Source organism: Sphingobium sp. TomTYG74 (genome assembly GCF_055393875.1).
In genome coordinates this window covers 1,982,196-1,996,821 of record NZ_AP027341.1, presented here as the reverse complement: position 1 = coordinate 1,996,821, position 14,626 = coordinate 1,982,196, and the positions used below count along the sequence as shown (strand labels likewise).

Below are 14,626 nucleotides of genomic sequence, written 5' to 3'. Positions count from 1 at the left end.
GAAATCAGAAGGAGGCGGTGATCGAACCCACTACGCCAGCCTTGCTGATGTTACGGCCGCTGGGGCTGTAGATCGACTTGTCGGTGTCCACATAGCTGACGCCGAAGGTCAGGTGGCTCCAGGTGTAGGTCGCACCGATGTTCCAGTCGGTATATTCCTTGCCGATGGTCAGGTAGCTGGGGCCGAAGCTGTGACCCAGATGCGCCGAAACGCCCAGCGGCGTGTTGGGAATGCTGGCCGACAGGTCGCCCGTAACATAGAGATTGTCTTCGCGGGTCAGGCCGCCATCGACGGAAAGGGCGCGCGACTTGGGCGCATAGGCGGCGCCGAGCTTAGCCGTCGCCGGGCCGAAGGTGCCCTTGATCGAAGCATAGGGCTCAACGAAGTCGGTGTTCGCACCGCCCGAACCGGGGAAGTAATAATAGAGCACGCCGACATCGACGGTCGCGGCGCCGATGGTCTTGGAGTAGCCTGCGATCAGGTCGAGTTCCTGGTCGCTGCCAGCGGCCACATAGTCATCGATCGACGAGCCCCAGGTCGAGACATAGAAGCCCGATTCATGGGTGACGGTGATGCCGCCCTGCAGCGCGAAACGCTTGTCGGTCTGCGAAATGCCACGGAAACGATAGTCGCTGACTACGGCAGCGTTGCCGGTGACGGTGAGCGCGGGCGTAGCCTCGTCCTGGGCGAGTGCCGGGACGGACAGAGCAGCGAGAGCGACGGCCGAGAGGCCGAGAATGGACTTACGCATTGGATTCCCCTTGGTGGTTTTCTGCGATGGTCCCGCCTGCGTCAGGATTCCGCATTCTCTATTCCCACAAAGGGCCGGATCGGATGACCTGAACAGGCACGACATGCCGACGCATGCCGCGCTGCACAAGAAATTATTGCTATTGGTTGTCTTTTACGTCCGTAATGTTGCTACTCTGCAACAAAAGGCCGGGCGCTCGGCGCAGCCTGATGCACCACCCGCTGTGGATAGGGGATCGTGATTCCATGCTCGCGAAACAACAGCCAGAGGCGGTTCAGCACGTCCGATTTGACACTTCCGACGCCGCCTTCCGGGTCGCTGATCCACACCAATATGTCATGTTCGACGCGGTTTTCGCCAAAGCCCGTCAACCAGACATTGGGCTTGGGATTGCGCAGGACGCGTGGGCTTTCCTGCGCGGCGCGTAGCATCAGTTCCTGCGCGAGCTTGAGGTCGCAGTCGTAACCGATGCCCACTGGAATGCGGATGCGGACATTGCGGTCGGAATAGGACCAGTTCTCCACCTCCTGCGTCATCAGATTTTCGTTCGGGATCAGATGTTCCTTGCCGTCTCGGGTCAGGACGGAGACGGCGCGAACACCGATCTTGTTCACCCAGCCAAAGCTGTCGCCGACAACGATGACGTCGCCCGGCTTGATCGAGCGGTCCATGAGTAGGATGATCCCGGCGAACAGATTGCCGAAGGTTTTTTGCAGGCCGAAGCCGACGGCCAGGCCCAGCGCGCCGGAAAAGACGGCAAAAGCAGTAAGGTCGACGCCGAGCAGATCGACGCCGATGAAGAAGGCGGCGACGACGGCGGCGATGGCGGCGAGCTTTTGGGCGAGCAGCTTTTGCGTAGGGTCGAGCCCTTTGGCACGGTCGATGCTGCGGGCGAACAGGCGGTTAGCGAGCCGCACCAGCGCAAAGAGCAGGACGCAGATCGCGGCGGTGCTGACAAGGCCAAGCAAGGTGATCCGCCGTTTGCCAAGGTCTATGCCGATGCCGTCCAGCATGTCCGCAACGGGCGCGAAGCCGCCGCTGCTGCCGGAAAGGATCATGACGAACAGCAACAAGGCCAGCGGAACGACAGCCCAACGCGGAATGGCGAGGCTGCGCAGTATATGGATGCCGAGCAAGGCGACGGAGAGCGCGAAGGCTCCGCCAAGGATGAGGTGGGCGAGCGCGTCGACCGGCCAAAGCATGACAGCCAGGGCGAAAAGACCGCTTCCCAGGCTGTGGCGAAGGATGGGTCGGAAATGTCCGGCCAATGCCTCCCCTAATGGTCGCGCCCGGCGGCGCAGGCGCGGGGCGGCGATATGGGCAATTCCATCGGCGATCAGGAACAGAAGCGCCGCTATCGTGAGCGCCACAAGGGGGTGAATGATCGCCGGATTTCCGGGCAGCAGGGCCAGGAGGTTGGGGAAACCCCGGCTCATCCCCGTACCTTGCGGAAACGGGCGAGGCCGACATCAAGATCGGCGATGAGGTCGGCGGGATCTTCCAAGCCGATCTGTAGCCGGACGAGAGGACCTTCCGCCTGCCATATGGTGGCGGTGCGGTAGCGTGCTGGATCGACGGGCAAGGCCAGGCTTTCGAAACCGCCCCAGCTATAGCCTATGCCGAAATGTTCTAGGCCGTCGATCAACGCGGCGCGGGCTTCTTCGCTGCCGCCCTTGAGGACAAAGCTGAAGAGGCCGCTGGAACCGGAAAAGTCGCGCGCCCATTTTTCGTGGCCGGGGCAGCTTGGCAGCGCGGGGTGGAGGACGCGGGCGACCTCGGGCTGTTCGGCGAGCCAGCGGGCGACCTGGAGCGCGCTGTCCTGATGCTGGTTCAGGCGGACGCCGAGGGTGCGGAGGCCGCGACTGGCGAGCCAGGCGTCGTCGGGGCTGACCATTTGGCCGAGGAGATAGGCGGTCTGGCGGAGCTTCGGGAAATGCTCAGGCTTCGCGGTGACGGAGCCGAGCATGACGTCGCTGTGGCCCACTATATATTTGGTGCAGGCCAGGATGGTGATGTCGACGCCGTGGGCGAGGGCGGGGAAGAAGAAGGGCGTGGCCCAGGTATTGTCGAGGAGAGTGACAATGCCCTTTTCCCGCGCGAGGGCGGTGATGGCGGGGATGTCCTGCACTTCGAAAGTCAGGCTGCCGGGGCTTTCCAGGAAAATGGCGCGGGTGTTTTCATTAAGGAGATGGCGAATTGAAACGGAATCGGCGAGGGGGTCGTAGTAGACCGTTTCGATACCGTAACCTCTTAGCATCTGTTCGCAGAAGTTGCGGGTGGGGTCGTAGGCGCTGTCGACCATGAGCAGCTGGTCGCCGGGTTTGAGTACCGACAGCAGCGCACAGGCGATCGCGGCGACGCCGGAGGGGAAGAGCATCGTCCCTTCCGCGCCGGGCTCCATTTCCGTCAGCGCGTCGGCGAGGCTCCAGGCTGTGGGCGTGCCCTTGCGGCCGTAGAAGAGGCGTTCGTGCGTGCTGCTGCGCGCGGTGCTGCGCAGATGGGCGACATCGTCATAGAGGATGGTCGAGGCGCGCCAGACCGGCGGGTTGACGATCGCGCCGGGTTGACCGGGCATGCCGGTCCATTCCGCTTTGCGCCCGGCCTGCGCCAATTGGGTGAGCGGCTTGCGGTCCTTGCTCATGCGGCTGGCCCCGTCGCCTTTGGCGTTGAGGGATCTAGCCCCCATTCCGACCAGCTGCCGTCATAGAGTGTGACGTCCGTCTTGCCGAGCAGCTCAAGCCCCGCGAGCAGGATGGCGGCCGTCACGCCACTGCCGCAGCTGGTGATGATGGGGCGGGCGAAGTCGGCGCCCGCGTCGAGGAACAGTTGCCGCAGTTCCTCGCCCTTCTTCATGCTGTTGTCGGCGTTGAAGAGGGAGGCGGACGGGACGTTGCGCGAGCCGGGGATATGGCCGGACGCCATGCCGGGGCGGGGCTCCTTCTCCTCGCCGGTGAAGCGGGCGGCGCCGCGTGCGTCGAGGACCTGCGCGGCATGGCTGTCGAGATTGGTGAGCAGGTCGTCCTTGGTGCGGACCTGGCTCTGCGCGCGTCGGGCGGTGACGTCTCCGCGCGGGATCACGGGCCAGCCGCTTTCCGTCGGGCGCCCTTCGGCGATCCACTTTGGCAGGCCGCCGTCGAGGATCGCGGCGGACTTGCCCACGCCATAGAGGCGCATCATCCACCATGCACGGGCAGCGCTGTGCGTGGGGCTGTTGTCGTAGAGGATGACGCGGCTGTCGGCGTTGATGCCGAGCGCGCGGCAGCGTTCGGTCATGAAGGCGTCGGTCGGCAACATGCCGGGGCGCGGGTCGTCTGCATCGGAAAGGCTGGGGAGGTCGAGATAGGCGGCGCCGGGGATGTGGGCGGCTTCGAACTCGGCGCGGGCATCGCGTGGCGTGCCGGGGAGGAAGAGGCTGGCGTCGAGTGTCTTGAGGTCGTCCTTGCCCAGTTCTGCTGCGAGCCTGTCCGTGGAGATGAGGATGTCCATGCCGCCTCTTTTGTTGGTGCGTGGCGACCTTTTTAGGCGGGTGATGGGGGTGTGGGAAGGGTGTTGGGCTATTCGTCTCCCCCTATTGTTAGGTCGTCATTCCAGCGGAAGCTGGAATCTCGGGAGGGGTGGCGTGAACTGGCCTGAGATCCCAGCCTGCGCTGGGATAACGAGGTGTGTAGGGGGCTTTGGGGATACTCAGCTCGCCAGTTCGAGCGCGGTGGCGCGGCTGCCGGGGGTGCGGAACTGGCGTGGCCCCTGATCGACGCGGAAGGGGGCGAGGCGATCGGCGGGCGGGGTTTTTTCCTGTCCGACGATGAAGGCGCGGCCGGTGCGGCCTGATCCGACAGGAGCGCCATCCGGTTCGTCGGACCAGCGATATTGCGCGTCGAAGGCGACGAGCGGGATGAGCAGCGCGCGATCGCCCATCTGCAGGGGGGTGATCTGGTCGGGCAGGAGGCGTAGCTCGCCTGTCAGGCTGTAGCTCTGTCCTGGGGCAAGCGAGACGGCGGAATGAGCGGGCAGGCCCACGGTTCCGGCGAAGAACTGCTGTAGCTGCGCCTGCTGGTTGGCGTCCGCATTGGCCATGAAGGTGCGGATCAGAATGTCGTCCGCGCTGCGTTTGCCGCGATTGTGGAGGGTCAGAGCGTAGCCGATGGTGGCGCCCATCAACGACAGACGGGCGCTGCGGACTTCCAGCGTCAGGTCGATCCATGGCCGCTCGGCGGTTGCCGCGGCGGGTGCGGGAGGTGGCGCCTTGGGCTTTGGCGCGGGGGGTACAGGAACTGGCTTTGTGGTTGCTGGCTTGGCCACGGGAGGCGGAGGCGTTGGCGCGGCCTCCGGCGCTTCATACGGTTGCGGCTCTTCTTCGGGACGGCGGCGCAGGAAGAGCCAGGCGACGGCGAGCGCTGCGGCGAGGAGCGCGATGGCGCCAGCGATCCAACCCCAGGAAGAGGCGTCGGCAGGCGCGCGGAGCGGGGGTTCGGCGGCGGGAGTGGCGGGCGCTGCGGGAGGGGCGGCTTGCGGTGCGGGCTCTGATGGCGCGAGCTGCGGTGCCGGGGACTGGGGTGCCGGGGATTGCGGAGCCGAAGGCTGGGGCGCGGCGCTGCTGCCTTCAGGCTCGCGGGCGGGGGCGGTAGGTTCAGCGGGGGCCGGGCGTGGCGCTGTTGTGGCGGGGCGCTGCGGCTGGACTGGGGCTGCGGGTTGGGGCTGCGGCTGCGCGACGACTGGTGGAGGCGGAGTGATGACAGGCGTGCTGGCTGGCGGCGTCACCGGCGCCCCGCGAAATACGTCCAGTTCCGGGCCTTGTCTGCTGGGATCGGCAGGCGGCTGGGACGTGCGCGGCAGGGTGAAGACGGGATCACTGCCGCCTTGTTCCTGCGCGAGCGAAGGCGTGGCCAGGAGCAGCGGCAAGGCGATCAAGATGGCAGGACGCATCCCCATGGCATGCAGCCAAGGCAATGATGACGCTGAACGGGAGGTGAATGGCATGGCGGGATCAGGTTGCGGTGACATTAGGCGTGCAATGGCGTAGATGGCCGGTCATGACCGATATACCCCAAAGCATGACGCCGATCCATCTGGGGCAGAGCAGTGCGCTGCCTGCGAGCCCAGAGGAGGCGGTTCTCGATTATGTGCCTAACCCTCGTCCGGGGAAGCCCTATCTGGTGCGCTTTACGGCGCCGGAATTTACCTCGCTCTGCCCGGTGACGGGGCAGCCCGACTTCGCCCATCTGGTGATCGACTATGCGCCCGCCGCGACGATCGTCGAATCGAAGTCGTTGAAGCTGTTTCTGGGGGCGTTTCGCAACCATGCTGCTTTCCATGAGGATTGCACGGTGGGGATTGGCGAGCGGCTGTTTGCCGAGATGCAGCCTTTGTGGTTGCGGATTGGCGGATATTGGTATCCGCGCGGGGGGATTCCGATCGATGTGTTCTGGCAGTCGGGTGAGCCGCCTGCCGGGCTTTGGCTGCCTGCGCAGGATGTGCCGGGGTATCGGGGGCGGGGTTGAGGTTGCTCTCATCCACCCTCATCCAACTTCGCCTAGCCGACTTTGTCGGCAAGGCTGCGTATCCTTCTCCCGCCAGCGGGAGAAGGAGGTGAAAGCCCTCTCCCGCTGGCGGGAGAGGGTTGGGTGAGGGTGGGGCGAGCTATGGGGGTACGGCGCACCAATCCCAATGCATCGACGCTGCGGCGGAATGCGACGGAGTGTGAGAAGAGACTCTGGGCCGCTTTGCGCAATCGACAGTTGGACGGGTTCAAGTTCCGTCGGCAGGCAACGATCGGTCGCTACATCGTTGATCTGCTTTGTGCAGAGCATCGCCTGATCGTGGAAGTCGATGGAGGCCAGCACGGCGATGAGGCTGACCTGTCGCGTACGCGCTTTCTGGAGGGACAGGGTTACTCGGTGATCCGCTTCTGGAATCATGAGGTCATCGAGAATCTCGATGGTGTGTTCGAGAGCATCCGGCAAGCCCTCCCTGTTAAACAAACGAACAACAAAAATCAGCCAACCGCTTGACCGCAGGCGAGAAAGGTTCGATCCCGCAGCTGTCGTGGCAATGGCCGTCCGGGCCGTGCCGTTCTCAACGTGTCGGAGTTGCGAACCTGATGTCCTTTTCCAAGCTATCGTCCCTGTTGCTGGCGGCTGCGCCGCTTGCCCTTGTTCAGCCCGCCGTGGCCCAAACGCCCGCCGGGCCTGCGCCGGGGATCACGACGCAGTTGCCGCGGGGTGCGGCGCCCAGCCATTATGCCATCGAAGTGGTGCCGGATGCGGCGAACCTGAAGTTCACGGGCAAGGTCACGGTCGACCTGAATGTCGCGCAGGCGATGCCGGTCCTGGTGTTGAATGCGGCTGACCTTAGCATTGGCAGTGTCACGCTGACGCCTGTCCAGGGCAAGGCGATGGTGGGTGCCGCGAAGATCGATGCGAATGCGCAGACGGTGACGCTGGATTTTGGCAAGCCGGTGCATCCGGGCGCCTACAAGCTGGACATTGCCTATGGCGGCGTCATCAACACGCAGGCGAACGGGATGTTCGCGCTGGATTACAAGGACAATGCGGGCGCGCAGAAGCGCGCGCTGTTCACCCAGTTCGAGGCGCCCGATGCGCGGCGGTTCGTGCCGAGCTTTGACGAGCCGAGCTATAAGGCGACGTTCGATCTTTCCGCGATCGTGCCGACCGGGCAGCTGGCGGTCAGCAACATGCCGGTCAAGGCGTCGCAGGATCTGGGCGGTGGCAGGACGCGGGTGACGTTCGGCACTTCGCCGAAAATGTCATCCTATCTGCTGTTCTTTGGCCTCGGCGAGTTGGAGCGCGCGACGAAGATGGCGGGCGCCACCGAGGTGGGCGTCATCACCGGCAAGGGCAATACGGGCAAGGCGCAGCTGGCGCTGGATGCGTCGGCGGCGATCCTGCCCTGGTATAACGACTATTTCGGCGTGCCTTTTCCGCTGCCCAAGCTGGATAATGTCGCGGGGCCGGGACAGAGCCAGTTCTTCTCCGCGATGGAGAATTGGGGGGCGATCTTCACCTTTGAGCGGGCGCTGCTGGTCGATCCGAAATTCACGTCGGAAGGGACGAAGCGGACCATTTACTCGATCGTCGCGCATGAAATGGCGCATCAATGGTTTGGCGATCTCGTCACCATGGCCTGGTGGGACGATCTGTGGCTGAATGAGGGCTTTGCCAGCTGGATGGCGACCAAGGTCACGGATAAGTTGCAACCGGATTGGGAAATGCTGCTGACGCGTGTCGGCGGGCGCGAGCGGGCGATGGCGCTTGACGCGCTGGCGACGACCCATCCGGTGGTGCAGAAGATCCGCACCGTGGAGGAGGTCAACCAGGCGTTCGACGACATTACCTATGAAAAGGGTGAGGCGGTCATCACCATGCTGGAAGGCTATGCGGGCGAGGATGTGTGGCGCGAGGGGATTCGCGGCTACATGAAGGCGCATGCCTATGGGAACACCGTGACCGACGATCTGTGGAAGGCCGTCGAGGGCGCGGGGGCCAAGGGGCTGGTCGGCATCGCGCATGACTTTACCAGTCAGCCGGGCATTCCGCTGGTGAAGGTGGAGAGCGCGCAGTGCCAGGGCGGATCGACCGTGCTTGCGCTGTCGCAGGGCGAGTTCAGCCGGGATCGCAAGGACAAGGCGCCGCTCCGCTGGAATGTGCCGGTGATGGCGCAGACGATTGGCGGGGCGCCGCAGCGGTTGATTTTGAATGGCACGGCTTCGGTCACGCTGCCGGGGTGCGGAGCCTATGTGATCAATGCGGGGCAGACGGGCTATTATCGCTCGCTTTATCCGCAGGCGAATGTGAAGGCGCTGGCGGCGGGCTTTACCCGGCTGTCGTCGATGGACCAGATCGGACTGATGGCGGATAATTTCCAGCTGGGGCTGGGCGGTTATCAGCCGATCGGGCTGGCGCTGGACATGGTGGACGCGGTGCCCGCCAAGGCGAGTCCGGCGGTGCTGGCGGAGGTGCCGGACTATATCGACAGCGCTTACACGATGCTGGAGGGCGACCGGGCAGCGCAGGCGCGGGTTGCGGCCTATGCCTCGCGCAAGCTGGGGCCGGTGCTGAAAAGCGTTGGCATTGACGCGAAACCCGGCGAGGGCGCACAGGTGCCGGTGCTGCGGTCGGCGCTTGTTTCGACGCTGGGCAAGATGGGGGACAAGGCGGTGCTGGCGGAGGCGCGGCGGCGCTTTGCCGAGCCTGCGTTGATGGAAGGGCCGCTGCGCAATGTGTGGCTGCGCATCATCGCGCAGAATGCCGATGCGGCGACATGGAACAAGTTGCGGGCGATGGCCAACGGTGCGACGAGCGCGCTGGACCGGAGCACGCTGTTCGCGCTGCTGGGCGCGGCGAAGGATGAGGCGTTGGGGCGCAAGGCGCTCGACCTTGCCATGACGGATGAGCCGGGCAAGACGACCAGCGCGGCGATCATCTCCTCCGTGGGTGGGGAGCATCCGATGCTGGCGGTGGATTATGTGTTGGCGCATCGGCAGCAATATGAGGCGCTGATCGATGTGTCGGCACGGTCCCAGGCGATCGCGCGGTTGGGCGGCGGGTCGGCTGATCCGGCGATGGCGGCGAAGCTGGACGCCTATGCGAACCAGTATCTGACGCCGGAATCGCGCAAGGTGGTGGATCGGTCGATCTCCGCCATCAGGACGCGGATCGAGACGCGGGCTCGGTTGAAGCCTGCGCTGACGGCCTGGTTTGCCAAGAGGTGATTGGAGGGGCGGTGGAGTGATTTGCCGCCCCTTTTCATTGCTTGTGGGCTGGAGGGCGGCGGCCGTTTTGGGTAGAAGGCGGTCATTCCCCCTCCCGTAGGCGGGAGGGGGTTAGGGGGTGGGCTAGCGCAACTTTAGTGAAGTTCATTCCAAGGCTTGCCCGGAAGCTCGCTCCGCTCGCGCCCACCCCTAGCCCCTCCCGCCTGCGGGAGGGGAACGTCTGATTTTGGTCGAAATAGTTCACCCTCACCTTCAACCAAGCGGTGCGCTCGCCCAGTGCCGCAGTCGCGCATAGAGTGCCGCGATCACCGCCGCGAAGATCAGCAGCGCGAGCGGCACGGCGAACGCATTCTCCGCCACCAGCGCGAGTGGGGCGTCGCTGTTCGTCGCCGCCACGATGCCTGCGAAGGCGACGCCGAACAGGCTTTCGCCCACGATGAAGCCGGTCGCCATCAGCACGCCCATGCGCTCGGCGAAGTCGGGGTTGGATTGGCGGCGCGCCCAGCGATTGTAGAGGTGGCCGATCACCGCGCCGACCGGGATCAGCAGGGTGAGCGCCATCGGCAGGTAGATGCCCATGCCGACCGCGAGCGGGGGCAGGCGGAGCTTGCCTGCCTTGCCGAGCAGTTCGTCGATGGCGACGACCACGGCGCCGATCAGCGCGCCTGTGCCGATCAAGCCCCAGTCGAGATCGCCGCCCAGCACGCCTTTTGCCAGTGCCGAGATGAGCGCAGCCTGGGGTGCGGGCAGGGCGGTCGCCTTGGCTCCCGGAGCGCCTGCGAAGCCGAAGGCGCTGTTGAGGAGATCGAGCACTGGCGGAATGACGAGGGCGCCGAAGATGACGCCGAGTACAAGGGCGAACTGCTGCTTCCAGGGGGTCGCGCCGACCAGTTGGCCGGTCTTGAGGTCCTGAAGATTGTCGTTGGAAATGGTGGCGATGCCGAACACGATGGCGGTGACGAACAGGGCGTAGGCGATGAGGGCTTGAGACTGTTTCGGATCGCCGCCCGAGCCGTAGATGGCGGCGAGGATCAGGGAAGCGCCCAGCACGGCGAGGATGCCGACGCCGGAGATCGGGCTGTTCGACGCGCCGATCAGGCCCGCCATATAACCGCAGACCGACGCGATGACGATGCCCGCGACGAGGATATAGGCGAGCGTCAGGATGAGGATGGGCACGGGGTTGAGGGCGATCGGGCCGCCTTGCGCGAAGTACCAGAGCAGCACGGCTATGGGCGCGAGCGAGGCGAGGATGGTGCCGCCGACGATGCCGATCGGCAGGTCGCGCTCGGTAAGTTCGAGCAGGGCGCCGTCGCCAGCCTTGCGCCGCTGTGCTGCCGCGATGGCGGAGCGGATGCCGCTGATGATTGGCCCCAATATCTTGAGGAGGGTCCAGATCGCCGCGACGCCGATCGTGCCCGCGCCGATGAAGCGCGCTTTCATGCGGAAGGTGGTGCCGACGACTTCGGCAATGTCGGCTCCGGCTGGCAGGGGCGCGGTGAGCCAGGGGACGAGGCCGACCCAACTGATCAGCAGGCCGACGAACATCGCGACGCCGACCGACAGGCCGACCAGATGGCCGACGCCGATCAGCGCCATGGAAAAGCTGGTTGAGACAGATGTGGCGCCTGCGCCGAATTTGAAGAAGGTGGCGGCCTCTTCGGCGATCAGCTTCGTCTTGGCGGTGACGGAGAAGGCGGCGGCGGCGAGGGCGCTGATGAGGATGGCAGAGAGGCCGCGCTTGTTTTCCTCCAGTCCTTCGCGGGAGCCTGCGCCGACCTTCAACACTTCGGCGGCGGCGACGCCCTCGGGGTAGGGGAGGTCGGAGCCGGTGACGAGCGCGCGGCGGAGCGGCACGGAATACATGACGCCCAATATGCCGCCGAGCGCGATGGTGAAAACGGACAGCCAGTAGGGAAAACCCTGCCACCAGCCAATGATGACAAGGCCGGGAAGCACGAAGATGATCGCCGACAGCGTGCCCGCCGCCGACGCGATGGTCTGGACAATGTTGTTTTCAAGGATGGTGCCGGTCGCGAACAGGCGCAGCACCGCCATGGAGATGACGGCGGCGGGGATGGAGGTCGCGAAGGTAAGGCCGATCTTCAGCCCCAGATAGACGTTGGCCGCCGTGAACAGCAGAGTGATGAGCGCACCCAATATGACGCCGCGAAGCGTCAGTTCCGCCATGGGAGCGGGCATGGGCAGGGCCTTGGCCGAATCAGTGGTCACCAGCATCGTCCCCCTTTGGGTGTGTTTTACAGATGTATGGTAATAATGTTGCTTGGCCGTGGATCAATTGGAAAGTGATGCCGAACGCGATGCCGGTGCTGCCGCCATCTCCGTCCGGTCGAGCCAACCATCGACCAACTTGTTCCAGTGGCTGTACCCGCGCGGGTTCATGTGCAGCCCGTCCGAACCGAACAGTGACGCGTCGGGCAGGCCGTCATGGGCGAGCAGGCTGCTACCGACATCGAGATATTCAAAACCGCTGACCCGGCTGCGCGCCGCCACGGTCATGTTGACCGCCGCCATTTTCGGCCAGAGCGTCCATCGGATGGGCGAGGGTTTGAGCGACAGATAGGCGATGCGCGCCTTGGGATAATCGGCGCGCAACTTCTTCAGCAGCGTCAATATGTTGCGCGCGACGGTGTCGGGGGTGGCTCCGGCTGCAAGGTCATTCTCGCCGATATAGACGAGTAGCGATCGGGGCGCGGCCTTGGGGAAGAGCCGGGCATAGTGATGCAGGACATCGGGCGTCGTCGCTCCGCCGAAACCGCGATTGACGGTGCTTCTGTCGGGGAAGCCTGCGTGTGTATCCCACAGCCGGATGCTGGAGCTGCCGAGGAAGAGGATGGCACCGGGGGCGCCGCTGTCCCTATCATTCGCCTTGGCGAAGGCGGCGACTTCATTGGCGAAGGGAAAAGTGGGATCGGCGTTGATCCGGGGCTCTTGCGCGGAGCGCTCGGTCGGTGCCTGCGCAGCCGCGATTCCGGCGAGGCCGGGCAGCAGCGCGAGGGCGGCGGCGACCCGCCACCATGCCCGTGCGCGGGACGGCGCCTTAATGGCGATGGAGCGGGCGCAGTTGATATTTGCCGTTGGCATAGGTCCCGAACATCCCCGCGATCGCCGGATGATCCACCGGCTCCCCGCTGTCGTCGGCCATCAGATTCTGCTGGCTGACATAAGCGACATAGCTGGTTTCGCCATTTTCGGCGAGCAGATGGTAGAAGGGCTGATGCTTGTCCGGCCGGGATTGTTCGGGAATCGCCTGATACCATTCCTCGCTGTTGGCGAAGACGGGATCGATGTCGAACACCACGCCACGGAAGGCGAAAAGGCGATGCTTTACGACATCGCCGATGCTGAAATGCGCGTGGACAACAGGTGGCGCGCTGACATCGGCGCCGAAGATTGCAGTGGTGTCGGTCATGAAAAGCAATTTAGGGTGCGCGGCGAGTGTTACAAGAAAAATACGGTGCGGGCCGCTTGGCAAGCCGGTCATCATTCGCTAATGGCCGCCGCTCGACCGGGACGGCACATGCTGGACCTTCTGCGGAGAGGTGGCAGAGTGGTCGAATGCACCGCACTCGAAATGCGGCGTGCCGGAAACGGTACCGAGGGTTCGAATCCCTCCCTCTCCGCCAACACTCTTTCCCCTTATCGCCACTTGCGCCCATAACGCCCGGATTTCCGGGCTTTTCGCGCGTGCAGTTCGTCCACTACGGTCCTCGTTTGTTCTCATGCAGCCTGTCTGGCATATGGCTTGTTCTATGGTATGCGATTCGGGGAATATGGTATGGGCGCGCTGACGGACGCGAAGGTGCGGAACGCGCGGGCGGAAGCGAAAGCCTACAAGCTGACGGATGGCGGCCAGCTTTACCTGCATGTTTCGACCGCCGGTGGCCGCACATGGCGGATGAATTACCAGTTCGGGCGCAATGCCCAGGGCAATCCGGTGCAGAAGACGCTGACGATCGGCAGCTATCCGGCGATCTCATTGAAGGATGCGCGTGACGCGCGCGACGTCGCCAAAGCGCTGCTGGCAAAGGGCAGCGAGCCGAGGCCAGAAGATCTGTTTCAACGAGCCGCCCCGGCGGAAGACCCGAGGCCGACTTTTGAGGCCATCGGGCGAGAGTGGCACGATCTGCAAAAGGGGCGATGGTCGAAGGTCCATGCGAAGGACGTGCTGGACAATCTGGTAAATGAGGTTTTCGCCCAGATCGGGCCGATGCCGATCGTCACGATTGACGCGCCGCGAGTGTTTCAGCTGCTGCGCGGCATCGCCGAGCGCGGGGCCGTCGAGACGGCGCACCGGACGCGACAGCGGATCAGCGCCATATTCGTCTATGCCATCGCCACAGGGCGGGCGTCAGCGGACCCTGCGGCCAGCCTGTCCATAGCATTGCCCAAGAAGCCGAAGGCGAAGCCACAGCCAGCAGTCACCACGCTGATCGACCTTCGCCAGCTGATCATCAACTGCGATGCGGAGCGCTGCCGCGCGCCGACCAAACTGGCATTGCGGCTGATCGCCCTGACGGCTGTTCGCCCGAACGAACTGCACAATGCGCGCTGGATGGAGTTCGAGGATCTGGATGGGCCGGACCCGCTTTGGCGCATCCCGGCGCATCGGATGAAAGGCGACAAGGATCGGAAGGCTGAGACGGAGGGGGACCATCTTGTGCCGCTCGCGCCGCAGGCCGTGGCGGTCATCAATGCGATGCGTCCCCTGACCGGAGATTTAGAGCTGGTGTTTCCAACTGACCGGCATCCGCATAAGCCGATGAGCGAAAACACGCTGCGCGCGCTGCTGATCAGGGCGGGCTATCATCAGCGTCATGTGCCCCACGGGTTTCGATCCGCATTCTCCACCATCATGAATGAGCGTGTGGAGCGGCAATGGCGGGAGAGCGGACACACCGGCGCTTCCCCTGATCGGGCGATCATCGACCTGATGCTTGCCCATGTGCCGCAGGGGGTATCAGGATCCGAGGGCGACTATAACCGGGCCGCCTATATGCCCCGGCGGCGGGAGTTGGCCTGTGAGTGGGCGGATATTCTGCTGGCGGACATGTGGCCGCCTCAAATCCACATCGGACAGCCGATCCGATGGGCTGCAACCGGGCCGGGGAGGCCCGGTTGAGAGG

Annotated in this window: 12 protein-coding genes and 1 tRNA gene; 5 read left to right on the top strand and 8 right to left on the bottom strand. The window is 64.5% G+C overall.

Going from position 1 to position 14,626, the window contains the following annotated elements:
* Window positions 1-4: 4 nt before the first annotated feature.
* From ACZ5TB_RS10095 to ACZ5TB_RS10075, 5 genes are all read right to left on the bottom strand, one after another.
* Entirely contained in the window at window positions 5-751 is a 747-nt protein-coding gene (locus ACZ5TB_RS10095; RefSeq protein WP_464791141.1) for a TorF family putative porin, read from the bottom strand.
* Between the two features lie 170 nt (window positions 752-921).
* Window positions 922-2,187 (bottom strand): mechanosensitive ion channel family protein, encoded by a 1,266-nt coding sequence (locus ACZ5TB_RS10090; RefSeq protein WP_464791140.1) that lies wholly within the window; start codon window positions 2,185-2,187, stop codon window positions 922-924.
* Window positions 2,184-3,392 carry a cystathionine beta-lyase gene (metC, locus tag ACZ5TB_RS10085; protein ID WP_464791139.1) on the bottom strand — a complete coding sequence of 403 codons (1,209 nt, stop codon included), beginning with the start codon at window positions 3,390-3,392 and terminating at the stop codon, window positions 2,184-2,186. The genes ACZ5TB_RS10090 and metC overlap by 4 nt, the downstream gene beginning before the upstream one ends.
* Window positions 3,389-4,237 (bottom strand): 3-mercaptopyruvate sulfurtransferase, encoded by an 849-nt coding sequence (gene sseA / locus ACZ5TB_RS10080; RefSeq protein ID WP_464791138.1) that lies wholly within the window; start codon window positions 4,235-4,237, stop codon window positions 3,389-3,391. Before sseA ends, metC begins: the two co-directional genes overlap by 4 nt.
* 198 nt (window positions 4,238-4,435) lie before the next feature.
* Entirely contained in the window at window positions 4,436-5,728 is a 1,293-nt protein-coding gene (locus tag ACZ5TB_RS10075) for a hypothetical protein (RefSeq protein WP_464791137.1), read from the bottom strand.
* 53 nt (window positions 5,729-5,781) lie between these two features.
* Here ACZ5TB_RS10075 and queF point away from each other — a divergent pair, with 53 nt between their 5' ends.
* The 3 genes from queF to ACZ5TB_RS10060 all read left to right on the top strand — a co-directional run bounded on the left by queF (window position 5,782) and on the right by ACZ5TB_RS10060 (window position 9,479).
* Window positions 5,782-6,249, top strand: coding sequence for a preQ(1) synthase (gene queF, locus ACZ5TB_RS10070; RefSeq protein ID WP_464778267.1), 468 nt, complete (start codon window positions 5,782-5,784; stop codon window positions 6,247-6,249).
* A 141-nt stretch (window positions 6,250-6,390) separates the two neighbouring features.
* Entirely contained in the window at window positions 6,391-6,759 is a 369-nt protein-coding gene (locus tag ACZ5TB_RS10065) for an endonuclease domain-containing protein (RefSeq protein ID WP_464791136.1), read from the top strand.
* An 89-nt stretch (window positions 6,760-6,848) separates the two neighbouring features.
* Window positions 6,849-9,479 carry a M1 family metallopeptidase gene (locus ACZ5TB_RS10060; RefSeq protein WP_464791135.1) on the top strand — a complete coding sequence of 877 codons (2,631 nt, stop codon included), beginning with the start codon at window positions 6,849-6,851 and terminating at the stop codon, window positions 9,477-9,479.
* Between the two features lie 252 nt (window positions 9,480-9,731).
* On the opposite strand, the gene ACZ5TB_RS10055 is transcribed toward ACZ5TB_RS10060, so the two are convergent.
* The 3 genes from ACZ5TB_RS10055 to hspQ form a co-directional block, all read right to left on the bottom strand.
* On the bottom strand, window positions 9,732-11,669 hold the full coding sequence (locus tag ACZ5TB_RS10055; RefSeq protein ID WP_464792529.1) for an OPT family oligopeptide transporter: 1,938 nt from the start codon (window positions 11,667-11,669) through the stop codon (window positions 9,732-9,734).
* A gap of 105 nt (window positions 11,670-11,774) precedes the next feature.
* A complete protein-coding gene (locus ACZ5TB_RS10050; protein WP_464791134.1) occupies window positions 11,775-12,584 on the bottom strand; it encodes a GDSL-type esterase/lipase family protein in 810 nt (269 codons plus the stop codon).
* Complete coding sequence (hspQ, locus tag ACZ5TB_RS10045; RefSeq protein WP_196224676.1) at window positions 12,541-12,912, bottom strand: heat shock protein HspQ; 372 nt, start codon at window positions 12,910-12,912, stop codon at window positions 12,541-12,543. Before hspQ ends, ACZ5TB_RS10050 begins: the two co-directional genes overlap by 44 nt.
* Window positions 12,913-13,036: 124 nt before the next feature.
* Here hspQ and ACZ5TB_RS10040 point away from each other — a divergent pair.
* Window positions 13,037-13,126 (top strand) — tRNA-Ser (locus ACZ5TB_RS10040).
* 131 nt (window positions 13,127-13,257) lie between these two features.
* On the top strand, window positions 13,258-14,622 hold the full coding sequence (locus ACZ5TB_RS10035) for a tyrosine-type recombinase/integrase (RefSeq protein ID WP_464791133.1): 1,365 nt from the start codon (window positions 13,258-13,260) through the stop codon (window positions 14,620-14,622).
* Window positions 14,623-14,626 lie beyond the last annotated feature (4 nt).

Bases quoted from the DNA above. Each gene is read 5' to 3' on its own strand.
- ACZ5TB_RS10055 (WP_464792529.1), bottom strand. From the start codon at position 11,669: ATGGCGGAACTGACGCTTCGCGGCGTCATATTGGGTGCGCTCATCACT.
- metC (WP_464791139.1), bottom strand. From the start codon at position 3,392: ATGAGCAAGGACCGCAAGCCGCTCACCCAATTGGCGCAGGCCGGGCGC.
- ACZ5TB_RS10035 (WP_464791133.1), top strand. From the start codon at position 13,258: ATGCGATTCGGGGAATATGGTATGGGCGCGCTGACGGACGCGAAGGTG.
- ACZ5TB_RS10075 (WP_464791137.1), bottom strand. From the start codon at position 5,728: ATGCCATTCACCTCCCGTTCAGCGTCATCATTGCCTTGGCTGCATGCC.
- ACZ5TB_RS10060 (WP_464791135.1), top strand. From the start codon at position 6,849: ATGTCCTTTTCCAAGCTATCGTCCCTGTTGCTGGCGGCTGCGCCGCTT.
- hspQ (WP_196224676.1), bottom strand. From the start codon at position 12,912: ATGACCGACACCACTGCAATCTTCGGCGCCGATGTCAGCGCGCCACCT.
- queF (WP_464778267.1), top strand. From the start codon at position 5,782: ATGACCGATATACCCCAAAGCATGACGCCGATCCATCTGGGGCAGAGC.
- ACZ5TB_RS10065 (WP_464791136.1), top strand. From the start codon at position 6,391: ATGGGGGTACGGCGCACCAATCCCAATGCATCGACGCTGCGGCGGAAT.
- ACZ5TB_RS10050 (WP_464791134.1), bottom strand. From the start codon at position 12,584: ATGCCAACGGCAAATATCAACTGCGCCCGCTCCATCGCCATTAAGGCG.
- ACZ5TB_RS10090 (WP_464791140.1), bottom strand. From the start codon at position 2,187: ATGAGCCGGGGTTTCCCCAACCTCCTGGCCCTGCTGCCCGGAAATCCG.
- ACZ5TB_RS10095 (WP_464791141.1), bottom strand. From the start codon at position 751: ATGCGTAAGTCCATTCTCGGCCTCTCGGCCGTCGCTCTCGCTGCTCTG.
- sseA (WP_464791138.1), bottom strand. From the start codon at position 4,237: ATGGACATCCTCATCTCCACGGACAGGCTCGCAGCAGAACTGGGCAAG.